The sequence below is a fragment of the Ralstonia sp. GX3-BWBA genome, from assembly GCF_003290055.1.
GTDB lineage: Bacteria > Pseudomonadota > Gammaproteobacteria > Burkholderiales > Burkholderiaceae > Ralstonia > Ralstonia holmesii.
The window spans coordinates 396,342-411,906 of sequence record NZ_QMKS01000004.1 but is presented as its reverse complement, the minus strand read 5'-3'; the positions used below and the strand labels follow the sequence as shown (position 1 = coordinate 411,906).

Annotated in this window: 15 protein-coding genes; 9 read left to right on the top strand and 6 right to left on the bottom strand. The window is 62.2% G+C overall.

What is annotated here, in order from left to right; genetic code table 11:
• Positions 1-138 precede the first annotated feature (138 nt).
• From DOD19_RS03690 to DOD19_RS03680, 3 genes are all read left to right on the top strand, one after another.
• Positions 139-2,856: a fimbria/pilus outer membrane usher protein gene (locus DOD19_RS03690; RefSeq protein WP_112184042.1), complete on the top strand. Its 2,718-nt coding sequence runs from the start codon at positions 139-141 to the stop codon at positions 2,854-2,856.
• 72 nt (positions 2,857-2,928) lie between these two features.
• Positions 2,929-4,041: a fimbrial protein gene (locus DOD19_RS03685; protein WP_112184040.1), complete on the top strand. Its 1,113-nt coding sequence runs from the start codon at positions 2,929-2,931 to the stop codon at positions 4,039-4,041.
• A 324-nt stretch (positions 4,042-4,365) separates the two neighbouring features.
• Positions 4,366-5,034 (top strand): response regulator transcription factor, encoded by a 669-nt coding sequence (locus DOD19_RS03680; protein ID WP_112184038.1) that lies wholly within the window; start codon positions 4,366-4,368, stop codon positions 5,032-5,034.
• A 114-nt stretch (positions 5,035-5,148) separates the two neighbouring features.
• On the opposite strand, the gene pcaC is transcribed toward DOD19_RS03680, so the two are convergent.
• From pcaC to DOD19_RS03650, 6 genes are read right to left on the bottom strand one after another with little or no spacing between them, the layout of a single operon-like run.
• The gene (pcaC, locus tag DOD19_RS03675; RefSeq protein WP_024975132.1) at positions 5,149-5,547 is read right to left on the bottom strand and encodes a 4-carboxymuconolactone decarboxylase; all 399 of its coding nucleotides are present in this window, start codon (positions 5,545-5,547) and stop codon (positions 5,149-5,151) included.
• Complete coding sequence (pcaD, locus tag DOD19_RS03670) at positions 5,540-6,352, bottom strand: 3-oxoadipate enol-lactonase (RefSeq protein WP_112184035.1); 813 nt, start codon at positions 6,350-6,352, stop codon at positions 5,540-5,542. The genes pcaC and pcaD overlap by 8 nt, the downstream gene beginning before the upstream one ends.
• A 22-nt stretch (positions 6,353-6,374) precedes the next feature.
• Complete coding sequence (locus DOD19_RS03665) at positions 6,375-7,736, bottom strand: 3-carboxy-cis,cis-muconate cycloisomerase (RefSeq protein WP_112184033.1); 1,362 nt, start codon at positions 7,734-7,736, stop codon at positions 6,375-6,377.
• Between the two features lie 7 nt (positions 7,737-7,743).
• Positions 7,744-8,946, bottom strand: coding sequence for a 3-oxoadipyl-CoA thiolase (gene pcaF, locus DOD19_RS03660; protein ID WP_112184031.1), 1,203 nt, complete (start codon positions 8,944-8,946; stop codon positions 7,744-7,746).
• Positions 8,947-8,968: 22 nt separating this feature from the next.
• Positions 8,969-9,631 (bottom strand): CoA transferase subunit B, encoded by a 663-nt coding sequence (locus tag DOD19_RS03655; protein ID WP_024975128.1) that lies wholly within the window; start codon positions 9,629-9,631, stop codon positions 8,969-8,971.
• The gene (locus DOD19_RS03650; protein ID WP_024975127.1) at positions 9,628-10,317 is read right to left on the bottom strand and encodes a 3-oxoacid CoA-transferase subunit A; all 690 of its coding nucleotides are present in this window, start codon (positions 10,315-10,317) and stop codon (positions 9,628-9,630) included. Before DOD19_RS03650 ends, DOD19_RS03655 begins: the two co-directional genes overlap by 4 nt.
• Before the next feature lie 325 nt (positions 10,318-10,642).
• On the opposite strand from DOD19_RS03650, the gene DOD19_RS03645 reads away from it, so the two are divergent.
• From DOD19_RS03645 to DOD19_RS03620, 6 genes are all read left to right on the top strand, one after another.
• Complete coding sequence (locus tag DOD19_RS03645; protein ID WP_024975126.1) at positions 10,643-11,434, top strand: IclR family transcriptional regulator; 792 nt, start codon at positions 10,643-10,645, stop codon at positions 11,432-11,434.
• Between the two features lie 90 nt (positions 11,435-11,524).
• The gene (locus DOD19_RS03640) at positions 11,525-12,103 is read left to right on the top strand and encodes a hypothetical protein (RefSeq protein ID WP_024975125.1); all 579 of its coding nucleotides are present in this window, start codon (positions 11,525-11,527) and stop codon (positions 12,101-12,103) included.
• A 386-nt stretch (positions 12,104-12,489) separates the two neighbouring features.
• Positions 12,490-13,335, top strand: a complete 846-nt coding sequence (locus tag DOD19_RS03635) for an ABC transporter substrate-binding protein (protein WP_024975124.1) — start codon at positions 12,490-12,492, stop codon at positions 13,333-13,335.
• 48 nt (positions 13,336-13,383) lie between these two features.
• A complete protein-coding gene (locus tag DOD19_RS03630; RefSeq protein ID WP_024975123.1) occupies positions 13,384-14,079 on the top strand; it encodes an amino acid ABC transporter permease in 696 nt (231 codons plus the stop codon).
• A gap of 2 nt (positions 14,080-14,081) precedes the next feature.
• Entirely contained in the window at positions 14,082-14,765 is a 684-nt protein-coding gene (locus tag DOD19_RS03625) for an amino acid ABC transporter permease (protein ID WP_037031491.1), read from the top strand.
• Positions 14,766-14,786: 21 nt separating this feature from the next.
• The gene (locus DOD19_RS03620; protein ID WP_024975122.1) at positions 14,787-15,536 is read left to right on the top strand and encodes an amino acid ABC transporter ATP-binding protein; all 750 of its coding nucleotides are present in this window, start codon (positions 14,787-14,789) and stop codon (positions 15,534-15,536) included.
• Positions 15,537-15,565 lie beyond the last annotated feature (29 nt).

Here is a 15,565-nt window from a genome sequence, read left to right as displayed (position 1 = left end):
AATAAAAACATTTTCAACATAACATCGCCGAATTTATTCGAATTCGTCAATTTAAATTCAATCCCCATCGGTGATGAGCGCGTGAATAGATTTTATCGACACACGCCATCTTTATAAATCTTTACAAAGAGATTTCCCATGTCCGCAACTCGTACCAACCGTCATCGGCCGGCTTCCGCACACGGGGTACCTGTCCGCCCAGCAAGCGCGCTTATCGCGGCGCTACTGATGGGCGGTTTTGCGGCTGCGTCGAATGCAAGGGAGCTACGGACAGCGAGCACTCCAACAGACTACGGGGAAGGCAAAGCACCCGCCCAGCTTGACGGCGCCGCGCAGGAATCGAACGCCCCGACAGACGGGGATGTGATCTTCAATCCTACGTTCCTTAAAGGTCGGCGTGACAACGCCGTCGATCTATCCCGGTTCGAGCGTGGCGGCCAAACGATGCCCGGCGTCTACCGCGCCGACGTGTACGTCAATGGAAATTGGGTAACCAGCGAGGACATCACGCTGCGGGCACGTGCCGGCGAACAGGCGCAGCCGTGCTTTACGCCGGCGATGCTGGAACGTTATGGGGCGAACGTGGCAAGCCTCTCTCCGGACGCGCTCAAACCGCTCGCCGCGGCAAATGCGTGCGAACGTCTGGAAGCGCTCTTGCCAAATGCAACCGCCAGCTTCGATGCGGCGGACCTCCGCTTGATCATCACCGTACCGCAGGCTGACATGCGCCGCACGCCACGCGGGTATGTCGATCCCAAATATTGGGATCGTGGTGTGAATGCCGGCTTTATCGATTACAACGCGAACCTCTACAGCACCGACTCTTACGGTACCGCGCAGACTCAGGGCTTCCTGGGATTGAACACCGGCGTCAATGTGGCCGGCTGGCAACTGCGCTCCAATTCGTCGCTGAGCTGGCAGGATTCCGGCAGCGGCGGCAGCCGCATGCAGTGGCAAAACGTAGCGACTTACGTCCAGCGGGACTTGAAACGCCTGCGATCACGCATCACGCTCGGCGAGAGCTTTACTAGTGGTGAGTTGTTCGACAGCGTGGGTTTCCGTGGCGTGCAGATTGCCAGCGATGACCGCATGCTGCCGGAATCAAAGCGCGGCTATGCACCTATTGTGCGTGGAGTGGCACAGACCAACGCGAAGGTAACGGTGCGCCAGAACGGCAACATCATCTATGTGACGACCGTTGCGCCCGGGCCATTTGTCCTTGATGACCTGTACGCCACAGGATATGGCGGCAACCTTGATGTCACCGTCCAGGAAGCCGATGGCCGCCGGAATACCTTCAGTGTGCCGTACGCATCCGTTTCTCAGCTACTGCGTCCGGGAGTCACCCGCTACGCGTTGACGGTCGGCCAGTTGCGTGACTCGAGCCTGCGTGGCAAGGCCCCCTACTTTGCGCAGGGCATCATGCAGCGGGGCATCACCGACCAGATAACACTGTACGGCGGGCTGCTCGGTGCGCAGGGCTACGGTGCAACGCAGGCAGGCATCGCCATCAACACGAAGGCGGGCGCGATCTCGGTAGATGCGACTGCGGCCCAGACCTCCGTACCGGGCGCATCATCGATGCGCGGGCAAAGCTATCGTGTCGGTTATAGCAAGCTGCTCGAGCAGACCAGCACGAACCTGACAGTGGCCGCCTACCGCTACTCGACCAGCGGATACCTAAGCTTGCAGGACGCCGCGCGCCTGCGCAGTTACGCGCGCGCCGGCGAAGACACGAGCGCGGTTTGGCAAGCGCGCAGCCGCTTCCTGGTGTCCGCCAACCAGCCGCTTGGAGACCGTCGCGGCAACCTGTATGTCTCCGCTTCAGCGCAGAACTACTGGAACCGACCCAGCAGCGACGTCCAGTTTCAGATTGGCTATACCAACAGCTGGCGCAGCATCTCGTACAACCTTAGCGTGTCGCGCATGCGCAGCGGCAACGACGGTCGACAGTATTCCCAGTTCTATGTCGGCGTCACAATTCCCCTCGGCCGTGTCAGCCGCACCATCGCCACGGTATCGACCAACTTGACGCACGATACGCGGGGCAACACACAAGCCCAAACCAGCTTTAACGGGACGGCAGGCGATCTCAATCAGCTGAGCTACAACCTTCACCTTGACGCCAACAATAGTGCGAACACCGGCACCGCCGTTGGTGGCGGCGCGAACCTGCAATATCGCGCTCCCTTCACGGAGCTGCGCGCCGGCGCCAGCACAGGCTCGCACTTCCGGCAAATGTCCGTCGGCGCGATGGGCTCTATCGTGGCGCACCCCGGCGGCATTACGTTGGGCCAGTCGCTGGGCGACACGATCGCCATCGTTGAGGCGCGGGGTGCCAAAGGCGCCTCGTTAACGAATGCGCCGGGTGTACGCGTTGACCGGCATGGCTATGCAATCGTCCCGTACCTGACGCCATACAGCCTAAACACTGTCGAAATCGATCCGAAGGGATCGCCAGCGGACGTCGAAATCAAGGAAACGTCGCAGAAGGTGGCGCCACATCTCGGGTCCGTCGTCATGCTGCACTATCAAACCGTCAGGGGACGTACCTTGCTCGCGCATGCGACCCTGCCTGACGGCAAGCCGCTGCCATTTGGTGCTGACGTGATTGCCCCCTCGGGCAGCAGCGTTGGTGCAGTCGGCCAGGGCGGTCAGATCTATGCGCGCGTGCCCGCCGACTCCGGCACGCTCACAGCCAAATGGGGCGAGCGATCCGACCAGCGCTGCAGCTTTGGTTATGCCGTCCCCGCCTCGCCACTTCCGGACAGTCTCCCTTTGCGCCTGAGCGTCAAATGCGAGTTGCCGACGATTGCAGCAACGGCGCTGAAATCGGGCGCTAAAACCAGAAGATAAGCAATCAATGCCAACGCGACCCGAATACGCTCGCACCGCCGACATCGCATCGATTGGACAAAGTGGAATTCAATGAAAATGACCGCGCAACTATCACGCAATTCGTATCTGCATAAAATTTATGCCAACCCATTCAACTTGGCAAAAGCCATCTATTTTGCCATTGGGATGACCACCGCCTTCTGGAGCATGAACGCTCAGGCGGCGGCAACATGCAGCGGTGGTGGCGTCACCAGTACGTTAAGTATGCCCGCCACAATTTCAGTCCCACGTGATGCTGTAGCGGGCACCAACTTGACCGGCTGGATATTGGGCCCGTCGCAATCATCCGCCTTCAAATGCAATACGACGAACATCAACTCATCGGGAGCAGGGGTCCTGTACATCGGCTCGGGAACCGACACGGGAATGCGGATAGCCGACCCGGGAGGCACGCCAGGAAGCGCCAGAGTTTATACAACGAACGTACAAGGAATCGGTTTAGCCGTATCCGTTCGCCTCTACGCCAATAACTGCGGCTGGACTTCATGGTCGAAATTTATTGGCGCTGATAGTCAAATCTACCCATATATTGCATCATATTCCTGCAATGGAAATACCCAACCCGATGGTGGCCAGATTGCCTTTGCCTACGTTAAGCTGAACGACTCCATTCAAGCTGGCGGATACATTACGTCAGAGAGAATAGTGAATATGGTTCCGCAGCACCATCAAAGTCAATTGGGCGGAACTTGGTCGCCAAATTATTATCAGAACGGCAGTACGCTGATCGTCCCACAAACGTGCTCAACACCGAATGTCACTGTCGCCATGGGTACGGTTCAGACCAAGCTATTTACTGGCATTGGAAGTAAAGCGGCACTAAAGCTCTTCAACATCTCGTTGCTCAACTGCCCTAGCGGAATCAAAACTGTTTCGTACCAGATCGACCCCGTAACTCCGATTTTGGATTCAGCCAATTCGGTGGTGGCATTGGTGCCATCCACCGCCACCGGCGTCGGACTACAGTTGATGAACAGCTATGGCACGCGGCTTCAGCTGAGTCAACCAATTCCCTTCACCAGCTACAGTTCAAGTGGCGGTAATTTTTCCATTCCTCTGCTCGCCGCCTATTATCAGACTGGCAGCGTCGTTACGCCGGGACCGGCCAATACCTTCTTGCAATTTACAATGACGTATCAGTAACACTGAAAATCGAGGATATATCTTTTCCTGATTGATATTGCCTGATTCCGACAGCAGACCGGCTATTACTGGAGACCGAAGACATACACATCGAAATCCGGGGCCACACCGCGCAAACGGACCGCCTTCTATGACGCTGAGTGCCCCGTCCCGATGCGAGTTGTAGGCGCTACGTGTTTTGAAACAATTAGCGAAATTTTTAGATTGGAACCTCGCCTAAAACGGCTGCAACCTCCGGAATAGAAAATATATTGAGATACAATCCGTACGCATCAGACGCAAGACGGCGTCCCTTGGTGCCAGCTTGGATGGGGCGAGGATGCGATGGATGAATTTTCGGTTCGTGTGATCGTCGCGGACGATCACCCAGTGACGGGGCACGGTATAGCGCATGGTTTGAGCCGCATGCCCACGATCGATGTCGTTGCGGTGGTGTCGGACGCCAAAGCGCTGGTCGACCAGCTGGACACCACACCTTGCGACGTGCTGGTGCTCGACTACGTGATGCCCGCCGCCGCGGGGCAGTACGGCGACGGCCAAGCATTGATCGCTTTCCTCAGGCGACGCTACCCGCAATTGCGGATCGTAACGGTCACGATGCTCAGTTCTCCCCCGGTGTTTCGCGCGCTGCAGCTGCTTGGCGTGCACTGCATCGCAAGCAAATCCGACTCGATTTCACACATGGTCGCCGCCGTGCACGCGGCTTACGCTAACGGCAGCTATCTGTCGCCAGCGATCGCTTCACTCGTCACCCAAGCGGATATTGGCTCCGGCAGCGCGCTGTCGAAACGGGAGTCGGAGATCGTCCGGCTCTTCCGCGAGGGTTATAAGGTGACGGAAATCGCTGAGAAACTGCATCGAAGCAAGAAGACCATCAGTGCACAGAAACTGGCGGCAATGCGCAAGCTCGGCATCACGCGTGACGCCGACTTGATCAAATACGCGGATTCCCTCGGGCCGTTCGTCAACGCCGAGCCTCCAGCGACAAACTAAGACACGCCTGCACGCGCTGGGCCCCACAGACGGACGCACTCCGACAATCGTCAAGCGCGCCGTCGGCGATGCGATTCTGGATGGACTACATAGCGCGCACCAAGGCGACCGGCATCAATTGCTGGCAGCGCCCTCGGCATCCATCTCCGCAAACACCGTCTGCGCCAGATGGAACGCATGGTTGGCTGCCGGCACGCCACAGTAGATGGCGGTCTGCAGCAGCGTTTCCTGAATCTCGTCGCGCGTGACGCCGTTGTTGGCAGCGGCACGCAGATGCAGACGCAGCTCACCGTCGCGGCCGAGGGCGACCATCATGGCAATCGTCAGCAGACTGCGCGTGTGGCGCGGCAAACCAGGGCGCGTCCAGATTTCGCCCCAGGCATAGCGCGTGATGAGATCCTGGAACGGCGCGGTCAACTCGGTTTGTGCGGCGTTGGCACGGTCGACGTGCGCATCGCCAAGCACAGCGCGCCGCACTTCCATGCCCGCAGCGTAGCGTTCACGATCATCCATGCGCGACCTCGCGCGCAACGCCCGTCGTCAAGAAGCTGACCAGCGCTTCGGTGTAGCCGTCAGCCTGCTCCCAGTTGGAGAGGTGGCCGGCGGAGAGTTCGATGTATTGCGCACCCGGCACGCCGTCTGCAATGAGCTTGGTCTGCGCGGCGGGCGTGGAGATATCGTGCGTGCCGCCAATTACGAGCATCGGCACACGGATGCTCGGCAGTTGCGCACGCAGATCCGCATCGCGAATCGCGCCGCAGTTGCCGTTGTAGCCAGCGTCCGGCGTGGACAGCAACATCGCCTTGACGATGTCGACGCGGCTTGCGTTGGCATCGCGGTAGCCCTGCGTGAACCAGCGCTCCAGCACCGTTTCCGTAATGCTGGCCATACCGCCCTCTTCGACCTGCGCGATGCGCGTGTTCCAGCTCTGCTGCGTGCCGATCAGCGCGGCGGTGTTCGTCACCACCATGCGCGGGAAGCGCTCGCCGTGATACGCGGCCAGCCACAGGCCAGTCAGGCCGCCCATCGACAGGCCGCAGAACAGCGCAAGCTCAATGTTGTAGTGATCGAGCAGTGCAAGCACATCCCCGCCGAGCTGTGCGACGCCAAACGGCGCGTCGGGCACGCTCGACTGGCCGTGGCCACGCTGGTCATAGCGCAACAGGCGGAAGTGCTGACGCAGCGCTTCGAGCTGCGGCTCCCACATGCCCAGGTTCGTGCCCAGGGAGTTCGACAGCACCAGCACCGGCTTACCCGTGGCGGGCCCATCATCGAATTCGTGATACAGGCGGACATTGTCGTGTTCAAGCCAGGGCATGGTGTCTCCGTGGAATGTGTGTTCAGGGGTGGCGGCGAGCGTGTTCGGCAAGCACGCGGTCGACTGCGGCGCCCGCATCGCCAAGGTAATGATTGGGATCGAGCAGCGCGCTCAGCCGTTGCGGCGTGGCCGTGCCCCAGATGCGCAGGACGTTGGCGTCCTGGGCCAGCACGTCATACAGCGTTTTGCTCTCTTGTAAGGCTTTGCGACTGGCAGCTTCGACCACATGGTGTGCTTGCAGGCGACCAAGATCTGCGCCGAGCGCCAGCATCACGGCTTCACCGAGGATCAGGCCGTGCGTGAGGTCGAGATTCGCGCGCATGCGAGCGGCGTCAACATGCAAACCTTCAACAATCTCGCGCATGCGATCGAGCGCGCCGGCCGCGAGGCAGGCCATCTCACGCAACGTCGCCCATTGCGCCTGCCAACCGCCGAGCGCGCGTTCGTGCTCCTGCGGCAACGCAGACAGCAGCGTGCTCGCCAACCCCGGCATGCGCGTGGCCGCAGCAAGCACCGTCGCGCAACCGACCGGGTTACGTTTATGCGGCATGGTGGAAGATCCGCCCTTGCCCGCACCGGACGGCTCGGCAACCTCGCCGACCTCCGTCTGCGTCATTAGCGACAGGTCGCGCGCGCAGTGACCCAGCGTGCCGGTCAGCAGCGCAAGCGTCGCGCCAATATCGGCGATTCGATCTTGCTCGCCGTGCCACGACAGAGCAGGCAGCGGCAGATCAAGCTCGTGCGCCAGCGTTTGAGCGACCGCACGTGCATGCTCGCCCAGGCTGGCAAGCGTGCCTGCCGCCCCACCAAACTGCAGCGCGGGCACATGCGCGCGCAGCACGGCAAAGCGATCCTGCGCGCGATGCACCGCGTCCAGCCAGCCCGCAACCTTGCGCCCGAACGTGGTCGGCAGGGCTTGCTGCAACCACGTGCGCGCCACCATCGGTGTATTGCGATGACGTTGCGCCAGCGCGGCCAGCGCGTCCGCCAGCTTCTGCAAATCCGCTTCGATCAACTCCGCCGATTGCCGCCACTGCAGCATCAGACCGGTATCGATGATGTCCTGGCTGGTCGCGCCCCAATGCACGTAGCGCGCGGCGTGTTCATCGTGCTGCGCGACAGCGGCGGTCAGTTGCTTGACCAGTGGGATCGCCAGGTTGCCAGCGCTGGCAGCGGCGGTGCCCAGCGCGTCCAAGTCCAACGTGACGTTGGCGCACACCGCGCGAATCGGCGCAACGGCTTGCGCCGGAATCACGCCAACCGCGCCCTCGGCCTGCGCGAGCGCGGCCTCCACATCGAGCATCGCGCGCACCGTGGCCGCATCGGACCACACCGCCAACATGGCCGGTGTGGAGAATGCGCGATCGAGCAGTCCGCTGGTCATCGTCGTATCAAACGCGTTCGATCACCAGCGCAATGCCCTGGCCCACGCCGATGCACATCGTGCACAGCGCATAGCGTCCGCCCGTGCGTTGCAGCTGATACATCGCCGTCGTCACCAGGCGTGCGCCGCTCATGCCGAGCGGGTGGCCCAATGCGATGGCGCCGCCATTCGGGTTGACGCGCGGGTCGTCATCACGCAGACCCAGTTGACGCGTCACTGCCAAACCCTGCGCAGCAAAGGCTTCGTTCAGTTCGATCACGTCCATCTGATCAATCGTCAGGCCCAACTGCTTGAGCAGCTTCTGCGACGCCGGTGCCGGGCCAATGCCCATCACGCGCGGTGGCACACCAGCGGTCGCCATGCCGACGATGCGCGCACGCGGGGTCAGGCCAAAGCGCTTGGCGGCGTCTTCATTGGCGAGGAGCAGCGCACAGGCGCCATCGTTGACGCCCGAAGCGTTGCCAGCGGTCACGGTGCCGTCCGGACGCACCACACCCTTGAGCTTGGCGAGCGCTTCCATGCTCGTCGCGCGAGGATGCTCATCCCGGTCCACCACGATGGCGTCGCCCTTCTTCTGCGGGATCGTCACAGGCGTAATTTCCTGCGCGAGCGTGCCGTCTTCCTGCGCACGCGCGGCGCTGGCCTGGCTGCGCAGCGCGAAGCGGTCTTGGTCTTCGCGGTTGACCTTGTAGTCGGTGGCGACGTTCTCGGCGGTTTCGGGCATCGAGTCGACACCATATTGCGCCTTCATCAACGGGTTGACGAAACGCCAGCCGATGGTGGTGTCGTAGATGGCGGCATCGCGCGAGAAGGCGCTCGCGGCCTTGCCCATCACGAACGGCGCGCGGCTCATGCTCTCCACGCCGCCCGCGATCATCAGCGAGGTCTCACCCGAGCGGATGGCGCGCGCAGCGGTGCCGGTCGCGTCCATGCCCGAGCCGCACAGGCGGTTGATGGTCGAACCCGGCACGCTGTCCGGCAACCCGGCCAGCAACGAAGACATGCGCGCCACGTTGCGGTTGTCTTCGCCCGCCTGGTTGGCGCAGCCGAAAATCACATCGTCGATGGCCGACCAGTCGACCTGCGGGTTGCGCGCCATCAGCGCCTTGAGCGGCACCGCGCCAAGATCATCCGCACGCACGGCAGACAGGCTGCCGCCGTAGCGGCCGATGGGAGTCCGGATGGCGTCGCAGATAAAGGCTTCGGTCATGATTGTTCTGTCTCCAATAGTTCTAGGCACGACGCAACGGCGCCGCCGTCATCGTCTGCAGCGTATCGAAATCGAGGCCGTCGGCCATCTCCCGCACCACCAGCCCCTCGGGCGTGATGTCGATCACCGCGAGGTCGGTGTAGATGGTATCGACACAGCCGATGCCCGTCAGCGGATACGTGCACGACGGAACGATCTTGCTTTCGCCCTGCTTGGTCTGGTGCTCCATCATGACGAAGACGCGCTTGGCACCAATGGCCAGATCCATCGCTCCGCCCACGGCAGGAATTGCATCGGGTGCGCCGGTGTGCCAATTGGCCAGGTCGCCCGTGGCTGACACCTGGAAGGCGCCGAGCACGCAATAGTCGAGATGGCCGCCCCGCATCATGGCAAACGAATCGGCGTGATGGAAGAACGATGCACCGGGCTTGATGGTGACCGGCTGCTTGCCGGCGTTGATGAGGTCTTCGTCTTCTTGCCCGGGCGCGGGCGCGGGGCCCATGCCCAACAGGCCGTTTTCAGTGTGCAGGATGATTTCGCGGTCGGCCGGCAACTGATTGGCCACCAGCGTCGGCAAGCCGATGCCCAGGTTGACGACCGAGCCATCGGGAATATCACGCGCCACACGTGTAGCGATCTGGTCGCGCGTCCAGCGCTGAACCTTGGCGGTAGTTTCGGCGCTCATGCGGCCTCCTTCGCTTGCGCAGCGTTGCCGAGTTGCACGACGCGCTTCACAAAAATGCCCGGCGTGACGATGTGCTCCGGGTCCAGCTCGCCAAGCTCCACCGTCTCGCTGACCTGCGCAATGGTGCACTTGGCCGCCATCGCCATCACCGGCCCGAAGTTGCGTGCCGTCTTACGATAAACGAGGTTGCCCCAGCGGTCTGCGCGCAGGGCCTTGATGAGGGCGTAGTCAGCGGTCAGCGGCAGCTCGAACACGTACGGCTTGCCGTCGATGATGCGCGTTTCCTTGCCTTCGGCCAATTGCGTGCCATAGGCGGTCGGGCAGAAAAAACCGCCGATGCCGGCGCCCGCGGCGCGGATGCGCTCGGCCAGGTTGCCTTGCGGCACGAGCTCCAGTTCGATTTCGCCGGCGCGGTAGAGCGCATCGAACACATACGAATCGGCTTGGCGCGGGAACGAGCAGACGATCTTGCGCACGCGGCGCGCCTTGAGCAGCGCCGCCAGGCCCGTCTCGCCATTGCCGGCGTTGTTGTTGATGATGGTCAGTTCACGCGCGCCATGCGCGATGAGCCCGTCGATGAGTTCCGATGGCATGCCGGCGGTACCGAACCCGCCAATCATGATGGTGGCACCGTCCGGGATATCGGCCAGGGCGGCCTCCACAGACGGACAAAGCTTGTTGATCACGTGCATTCTCCGGCAAGGGCGCCGCACATTCTCGATGGCTGGCGCGGTTCGGAGCATCGCTGGGGCCGGACATGGCCGAGCCGCAACCGGGCGGCCTGCGAGTCTCCTGTTTGGCGATTGGATCGACACAGGCCTTTGCTGTCCGGCCCACGTTGGCTTACCCGCATTTGTTCGCTATACGAACTCACGTTCGATCCAAGAACTAATCTACGCCTCCATTCCCGAGCGTGTCAAGGCGTACGCATACCGATCAGCCGTTCGAGTAGCGAAACCGGGGCAATGCCAGTAGTCTTGAGGCCACTGCGCCGCTTTCGCCTTTCTTTGCATGTCTGCTACCGAACTGCCCACCGAAAAACCCAGCGATTCCTACGTCCAGTCCTTTGCACGGGGGCTGTCGGTCATTCGCGCGTTCAATGCCGAACGCCCCGAGCAAACGCTCTCCGAAGTCGCCGAGGCCACTGGCCTGACCCGCGCGGGCGCCCGCCGCATCCTGCTCACGCTGGTCAGCCTGGGTTATGTCAGCTTTGAAGGCCGCCTCTTCCGCCTCACGCCCAAGATCCTGGATCTCGGGTTCGCCTACCTCACCTCGATGCCGTTCTGGAACCTGGCCGAGCCGGTGATGGAGGAACTCGTGCAGACAGTGCACGAAAGTTGCTCTGCCTCGGTATTGGATGGGACGGAAATCGTCTACGTGCTGCGCGTGCCGACGCAGAAGATCATCGCGCTGAACCTGTCGGTCGGTAGCCGCCTGCCGGCGTTCTGTACGTCGATGGGCCGCGTGCTGCTGTCGGGCCTGCCCGAGGATCAGCTCGACATTGCACTGCGCGAGTCGGACCGGCGGGCACGCACGCAGCGCACCATTACAGACGTCGATGCACTGAAGGAGATCATTACCGGCGTGCGCCAACAGGGTTGGGCGCTGGTCGACCAGGAGCTTGAGGAAGGGCTGATTTCGCTGTCGGCGCCGATCCGCAATCGGGCAGGCGATATCATCGCCGCGATGAATATCAGCGGACAGGCCAACCGGACTTCCGGCAAACAGATGACGAAGCAGTTTCTTGGTCCGCTGCAGCAGGCGGCCGAGCGCATTTCTGCCATGGTGCGGGTACGGACCTGACCTGAGTTAAAAGCGGCAGCGCCCAGTGCGCTGCGCGCCTCGCATCCCGACAGTTTTTTCAATAAAATTGTGGCTCCGTGGGCAAAGAGGATGTCTGTGACTCAACACACCGCCATTCACACCGGTCTGGATGTGAAAGGCCGCCAACGCCGGGCGCGTGCTTCGTGCATCCTGGCGCTTGCCCTGCCGTTGCTGTCCAGCCCTGTGTGGGCCCAATCGACCACGCTGGCGACGGCCATGCAGGAATTGACGCCGCTGGCCCGCATGCTGGTGGGCGCCGCCACGGGTCGCAGCACGGCCGCCGCCGGCGTGCCGGCCCTCACTGGGCCCGCCCGCAATGCAGACCGTGCCCTTGCCCAGGCCTGCGCCGAAATCAACCGCTTCACCCCGGTCCCGCTCGACCGCGAGACCTCGCTGGCGCAATGCTCGCTGGCGCAGAAGAAAAACCTCGTCTTCGTCATCACGCTGACCAACTACGCAGCGCACTCGGCCGCATCGCAGGGCTTTCGGCTGAATTTCGTGCCGATCCTGCAGAAGAACATCTGCAACAACGGCGACGTGCGCATCCTCACGCGCCTCGGCCTGAGCCTGGTCTACCGCTATCGCGGCAACGATCACGAGACCGTGGGCGACGTGCCCATCAACGAATCGATCTGCGGCACGCTCTAAGCCCACGCTCTGCCCCGGGAATCCCCTGATGGAGCGCAGTCGGCTGCCATGTCATTAATGGCAGACAAAGTCTCATTTGATCCAACGTCTGCCGGCCCCCTGCCTTGCTGTGCCAGCCTTACCGGGCTGCACGCGCGCAACCCGGCATCCCCAACGTCCCGCCTGTGCACTGCACCCCCGCCCTGCTTGCCACAACTGGTCTGTGCCACTTCGGCAAGGACTATAGTTGGGCGTTCCACGCAAGCCTGGGGCGGGCATTCCGCTCGCCGTCATATGGTTATCCGAAGTCCGCGCATGCAAACCGCGCATACGCCGGTATGCTCGCGGGCGATCCCGATTCCGATTCGCACGCTGTTCACCACCCAAGTCGTCAAGGAGGAAATCCGATGAAAACAAACCGACATCTGACGCAATTTGCGGGTGCCGCCATCCTGGCCGCGGCAACCCTGGTCGCCACCACCGCGCACGCTGATCAAATTTCCGACATCAAGAAGAAAGGCGAGCTTGTCTGCGGCGTGCTCGGCACCGACGAGCCATTCAGCTTCCTGAAAGACCCGATGAGCCGCGAGATCGTCGGCTATGACGTCGACATGTGCGACGCCATCGCCAAGAGCCTGGGCGTTAAGCCCGTGCTCAAGCAATTGGCTGTGGCCGCGCGCCTGCCTGAACTGCAGCAAGGCCGCGTCGATCTGCTGGCCGCCTCGCTCACGCACAACAAGGAACGCGAAGCGCAGATCGACTTCTCGGTGTCGACCTTCATCACCGGCCAGAAGGCGATGGTGAAGAAGAGCAGCGGCATCACGTCGCTCGCCCAGCTTGATGGCAAGAAGCTCCTGACAGTCAAGGGTTCGACCATGGAAGCCAACATTGCCAAGACCATCAAGAACGCCGACGTTGTCTCGTTCGACAACAGCCCGCAGGCGCTGCTGGCCCTGCAGCAAGGCAAGGGCGTCGCCTACGTGAACGACGAAACCACGCTGATCGGCAACATGGCCAAGATGGGTCCGGCAGCGAAGGACTACGCGCTCCTGCCGCAAAACCTGTCGACCGAACACCTCGCACTGGGCATCCGCAAGGGCGAGCCCGCCTTCAAGAAGCAGGTCGACGACGTGCTGCTCGGCATGGAAAAGAGCGGCGAGGCGCAGAAGCTGTTCGACAAGTGGTTCGGCCCGAACACAAAGATGGCCTTCCCGCAGCGCACCTTCAAGATTTCCACCGACAAGATCGATTAATCGTTAAAGGTCGGGCCGCCCAGACGCCGTTCTGGGCGGTGAATCTCCATGCCCCATTTTGATTTGTCGATGCTGCTCTCTGGGCAGTATCACCAATGGCTCGTCAGCGGTTTCTTCCTGTCGATCAAGCTCTCTGTACTGGCCTTCGTGCTGGCGCTGCCGCTTGCCATCGTGGTGGCGCTGCTACGCCTGGCGCCCGCCGCACCGCTACGCGGCATCGGCCAGACTTTCGTCGAAGCCATCCGCAACGTGCCGCTGCTCGCCCACATGCTGTTCTGGTATTTCGGCGCGCCGCAGATGCTGCCAGAGTTCATCCGGGACTGGCTCTACAGCATGAACTACGAGGCCGCGAGCGCCGTCATTGCGCTCGTGCTCTACACAGCCGCTTACATGGCGGAGGACATCCGCAGCGGCATCCGCTCGATCCCGAAGGAACAGCTTGAGGCCAGCCGCGCGCTCGGGCTCTCATTCCTGCAGGCCATGCGCCTGGTGGTGCTGCCGCAATCGCTGCGTGTGACGGTTCCACCGCTGGTCAGCCAAACGTTGAACCTGTGGAAGAACTCGAGCATCGCCATGGTCATCGGCGTGGCCGAGCTGATGTACCAGGCACAGCAGGTGGAGTCTGCGACCTTCCGCGGCTTTGAAGCGTTTGCGTTTGCCACCGCCGCCTATCTGACCATCTCGATTGCGATCACGGTGTTCTCTGCCTGGTATCAGCATCGCTACCCCGTGCGGACGCTGTAGCCATGCTCGATCTCATTCAAACCTACGGTATCTATTACCTGATCGGCCAGTACCCGAACGGGCCGCTGGGCGGGCTGGCGCTGACGTTCCTGCTGGCGTCCGCCGGCCTCGTGCTGGCACTGCCGATGGGCATCATCCTGGGCCTGTGCCGCGTGAGCCCGATCGCCGCGCTGCGCTGGCCTGCCACCGCACTGGTCTATATCGTGCGCGGTACGCCGCTGCTGATGGTGATCTTCTGGGCGTATTTCCTGCTGCCCTCCGTCACCGGCCAGCGCACGGATCAGTTCAGCACCATGCTGACCGCGCTGGTGATTTTCGACGGTGCGTATCTGGCGGAGATCGTGCGCGCGGGCATCCAGGCGTTGCCGCGCGGGCAAATGGAGAGTGCCCGATCGCTCGGTCTGTCGTACATGCAGGCAATGCGGCGGGTGATCCTGCCGCAGGCGCTGCGCAACATGCTGCCGTCGCTCGTCAACCAGCTTGTCTCGACCATCAAGGAAACCTCGCTCGGCTACATCATCAGCCTGCCCGAGGTGTCGTTCGTGGCGGGGCAGATCAGCACCGCCGTGATGGTCAAGTCCGCCGAGGTGTACGGCCTGCTCGGCATCAGCTACTTCATCATGTGCTTCAGCCTGACACGCGTGGCGTTCTATCTGGAGCGCCGCCTTGCTGCGCGCACGCGTTAGGGTCTGATGGAACACAAAACCATGAACATGATCACGATCGAACACGTCGACAAGTGGTACGGCGACTACCACGCGCTGGTCGACATCAACGAAACCGTTGCCAAGGGTGAGGTGGTGGTGGTTTGCGGGCCGTCGGGCTCTGGCAAGTCGACGCTCATCCGAACGTTGAACCGGCTCGAAGCCATTCAGAAAGGCCGGATCGTCGTGAACGGGCACGAAGTCCATGCGCCAGGCGTGGACGTCAACGTACTGCGCAGCGGCATCGGCTTCGTGTTCCAGCAGTTCAACCTGTTTCCGCACTTGACCGTCATGCAGAACTGCACGCTGGCGCCTGTGCAACTCAAGCGCATGGCGCCGCAGGAAGCAAAGGACTTTGCGATGCGTCTGCTCGAACGCGTGGGGCTGCCGCACAAGGCCGGCGCCTACCCCGGCGAGCTGTCGGGCGGCCAGCAGCAGCGCGTGGCCATCGCGCGTGCCCTGGCCATGAAGCCGCCCGTCATGCTGTTCGACGAGCCGACCTCCGCGCTGGACCCGGAAATGGTGAACGAGGTGCTGCTGGTGATGAAGGACCTCGCCCGCGATGGCATGACCATGGTCTGCGTCACGCACGAGATGGGTTTCGCACGCGAGGTGGCAGACCGCGTCCTGTTCATGGACCAAGGCCAGGTGCTGGAGCGCGCCACGCCGGAAGACTTCTTCCAGCGCCCGCAACACCCGCGCGCGCAACGCTTCCTGGCCGACATCCGCTCGCCCTGGAGCGAACCCGCCTGAAGCCACGCAGCGGGCAAATGAAAACGGGG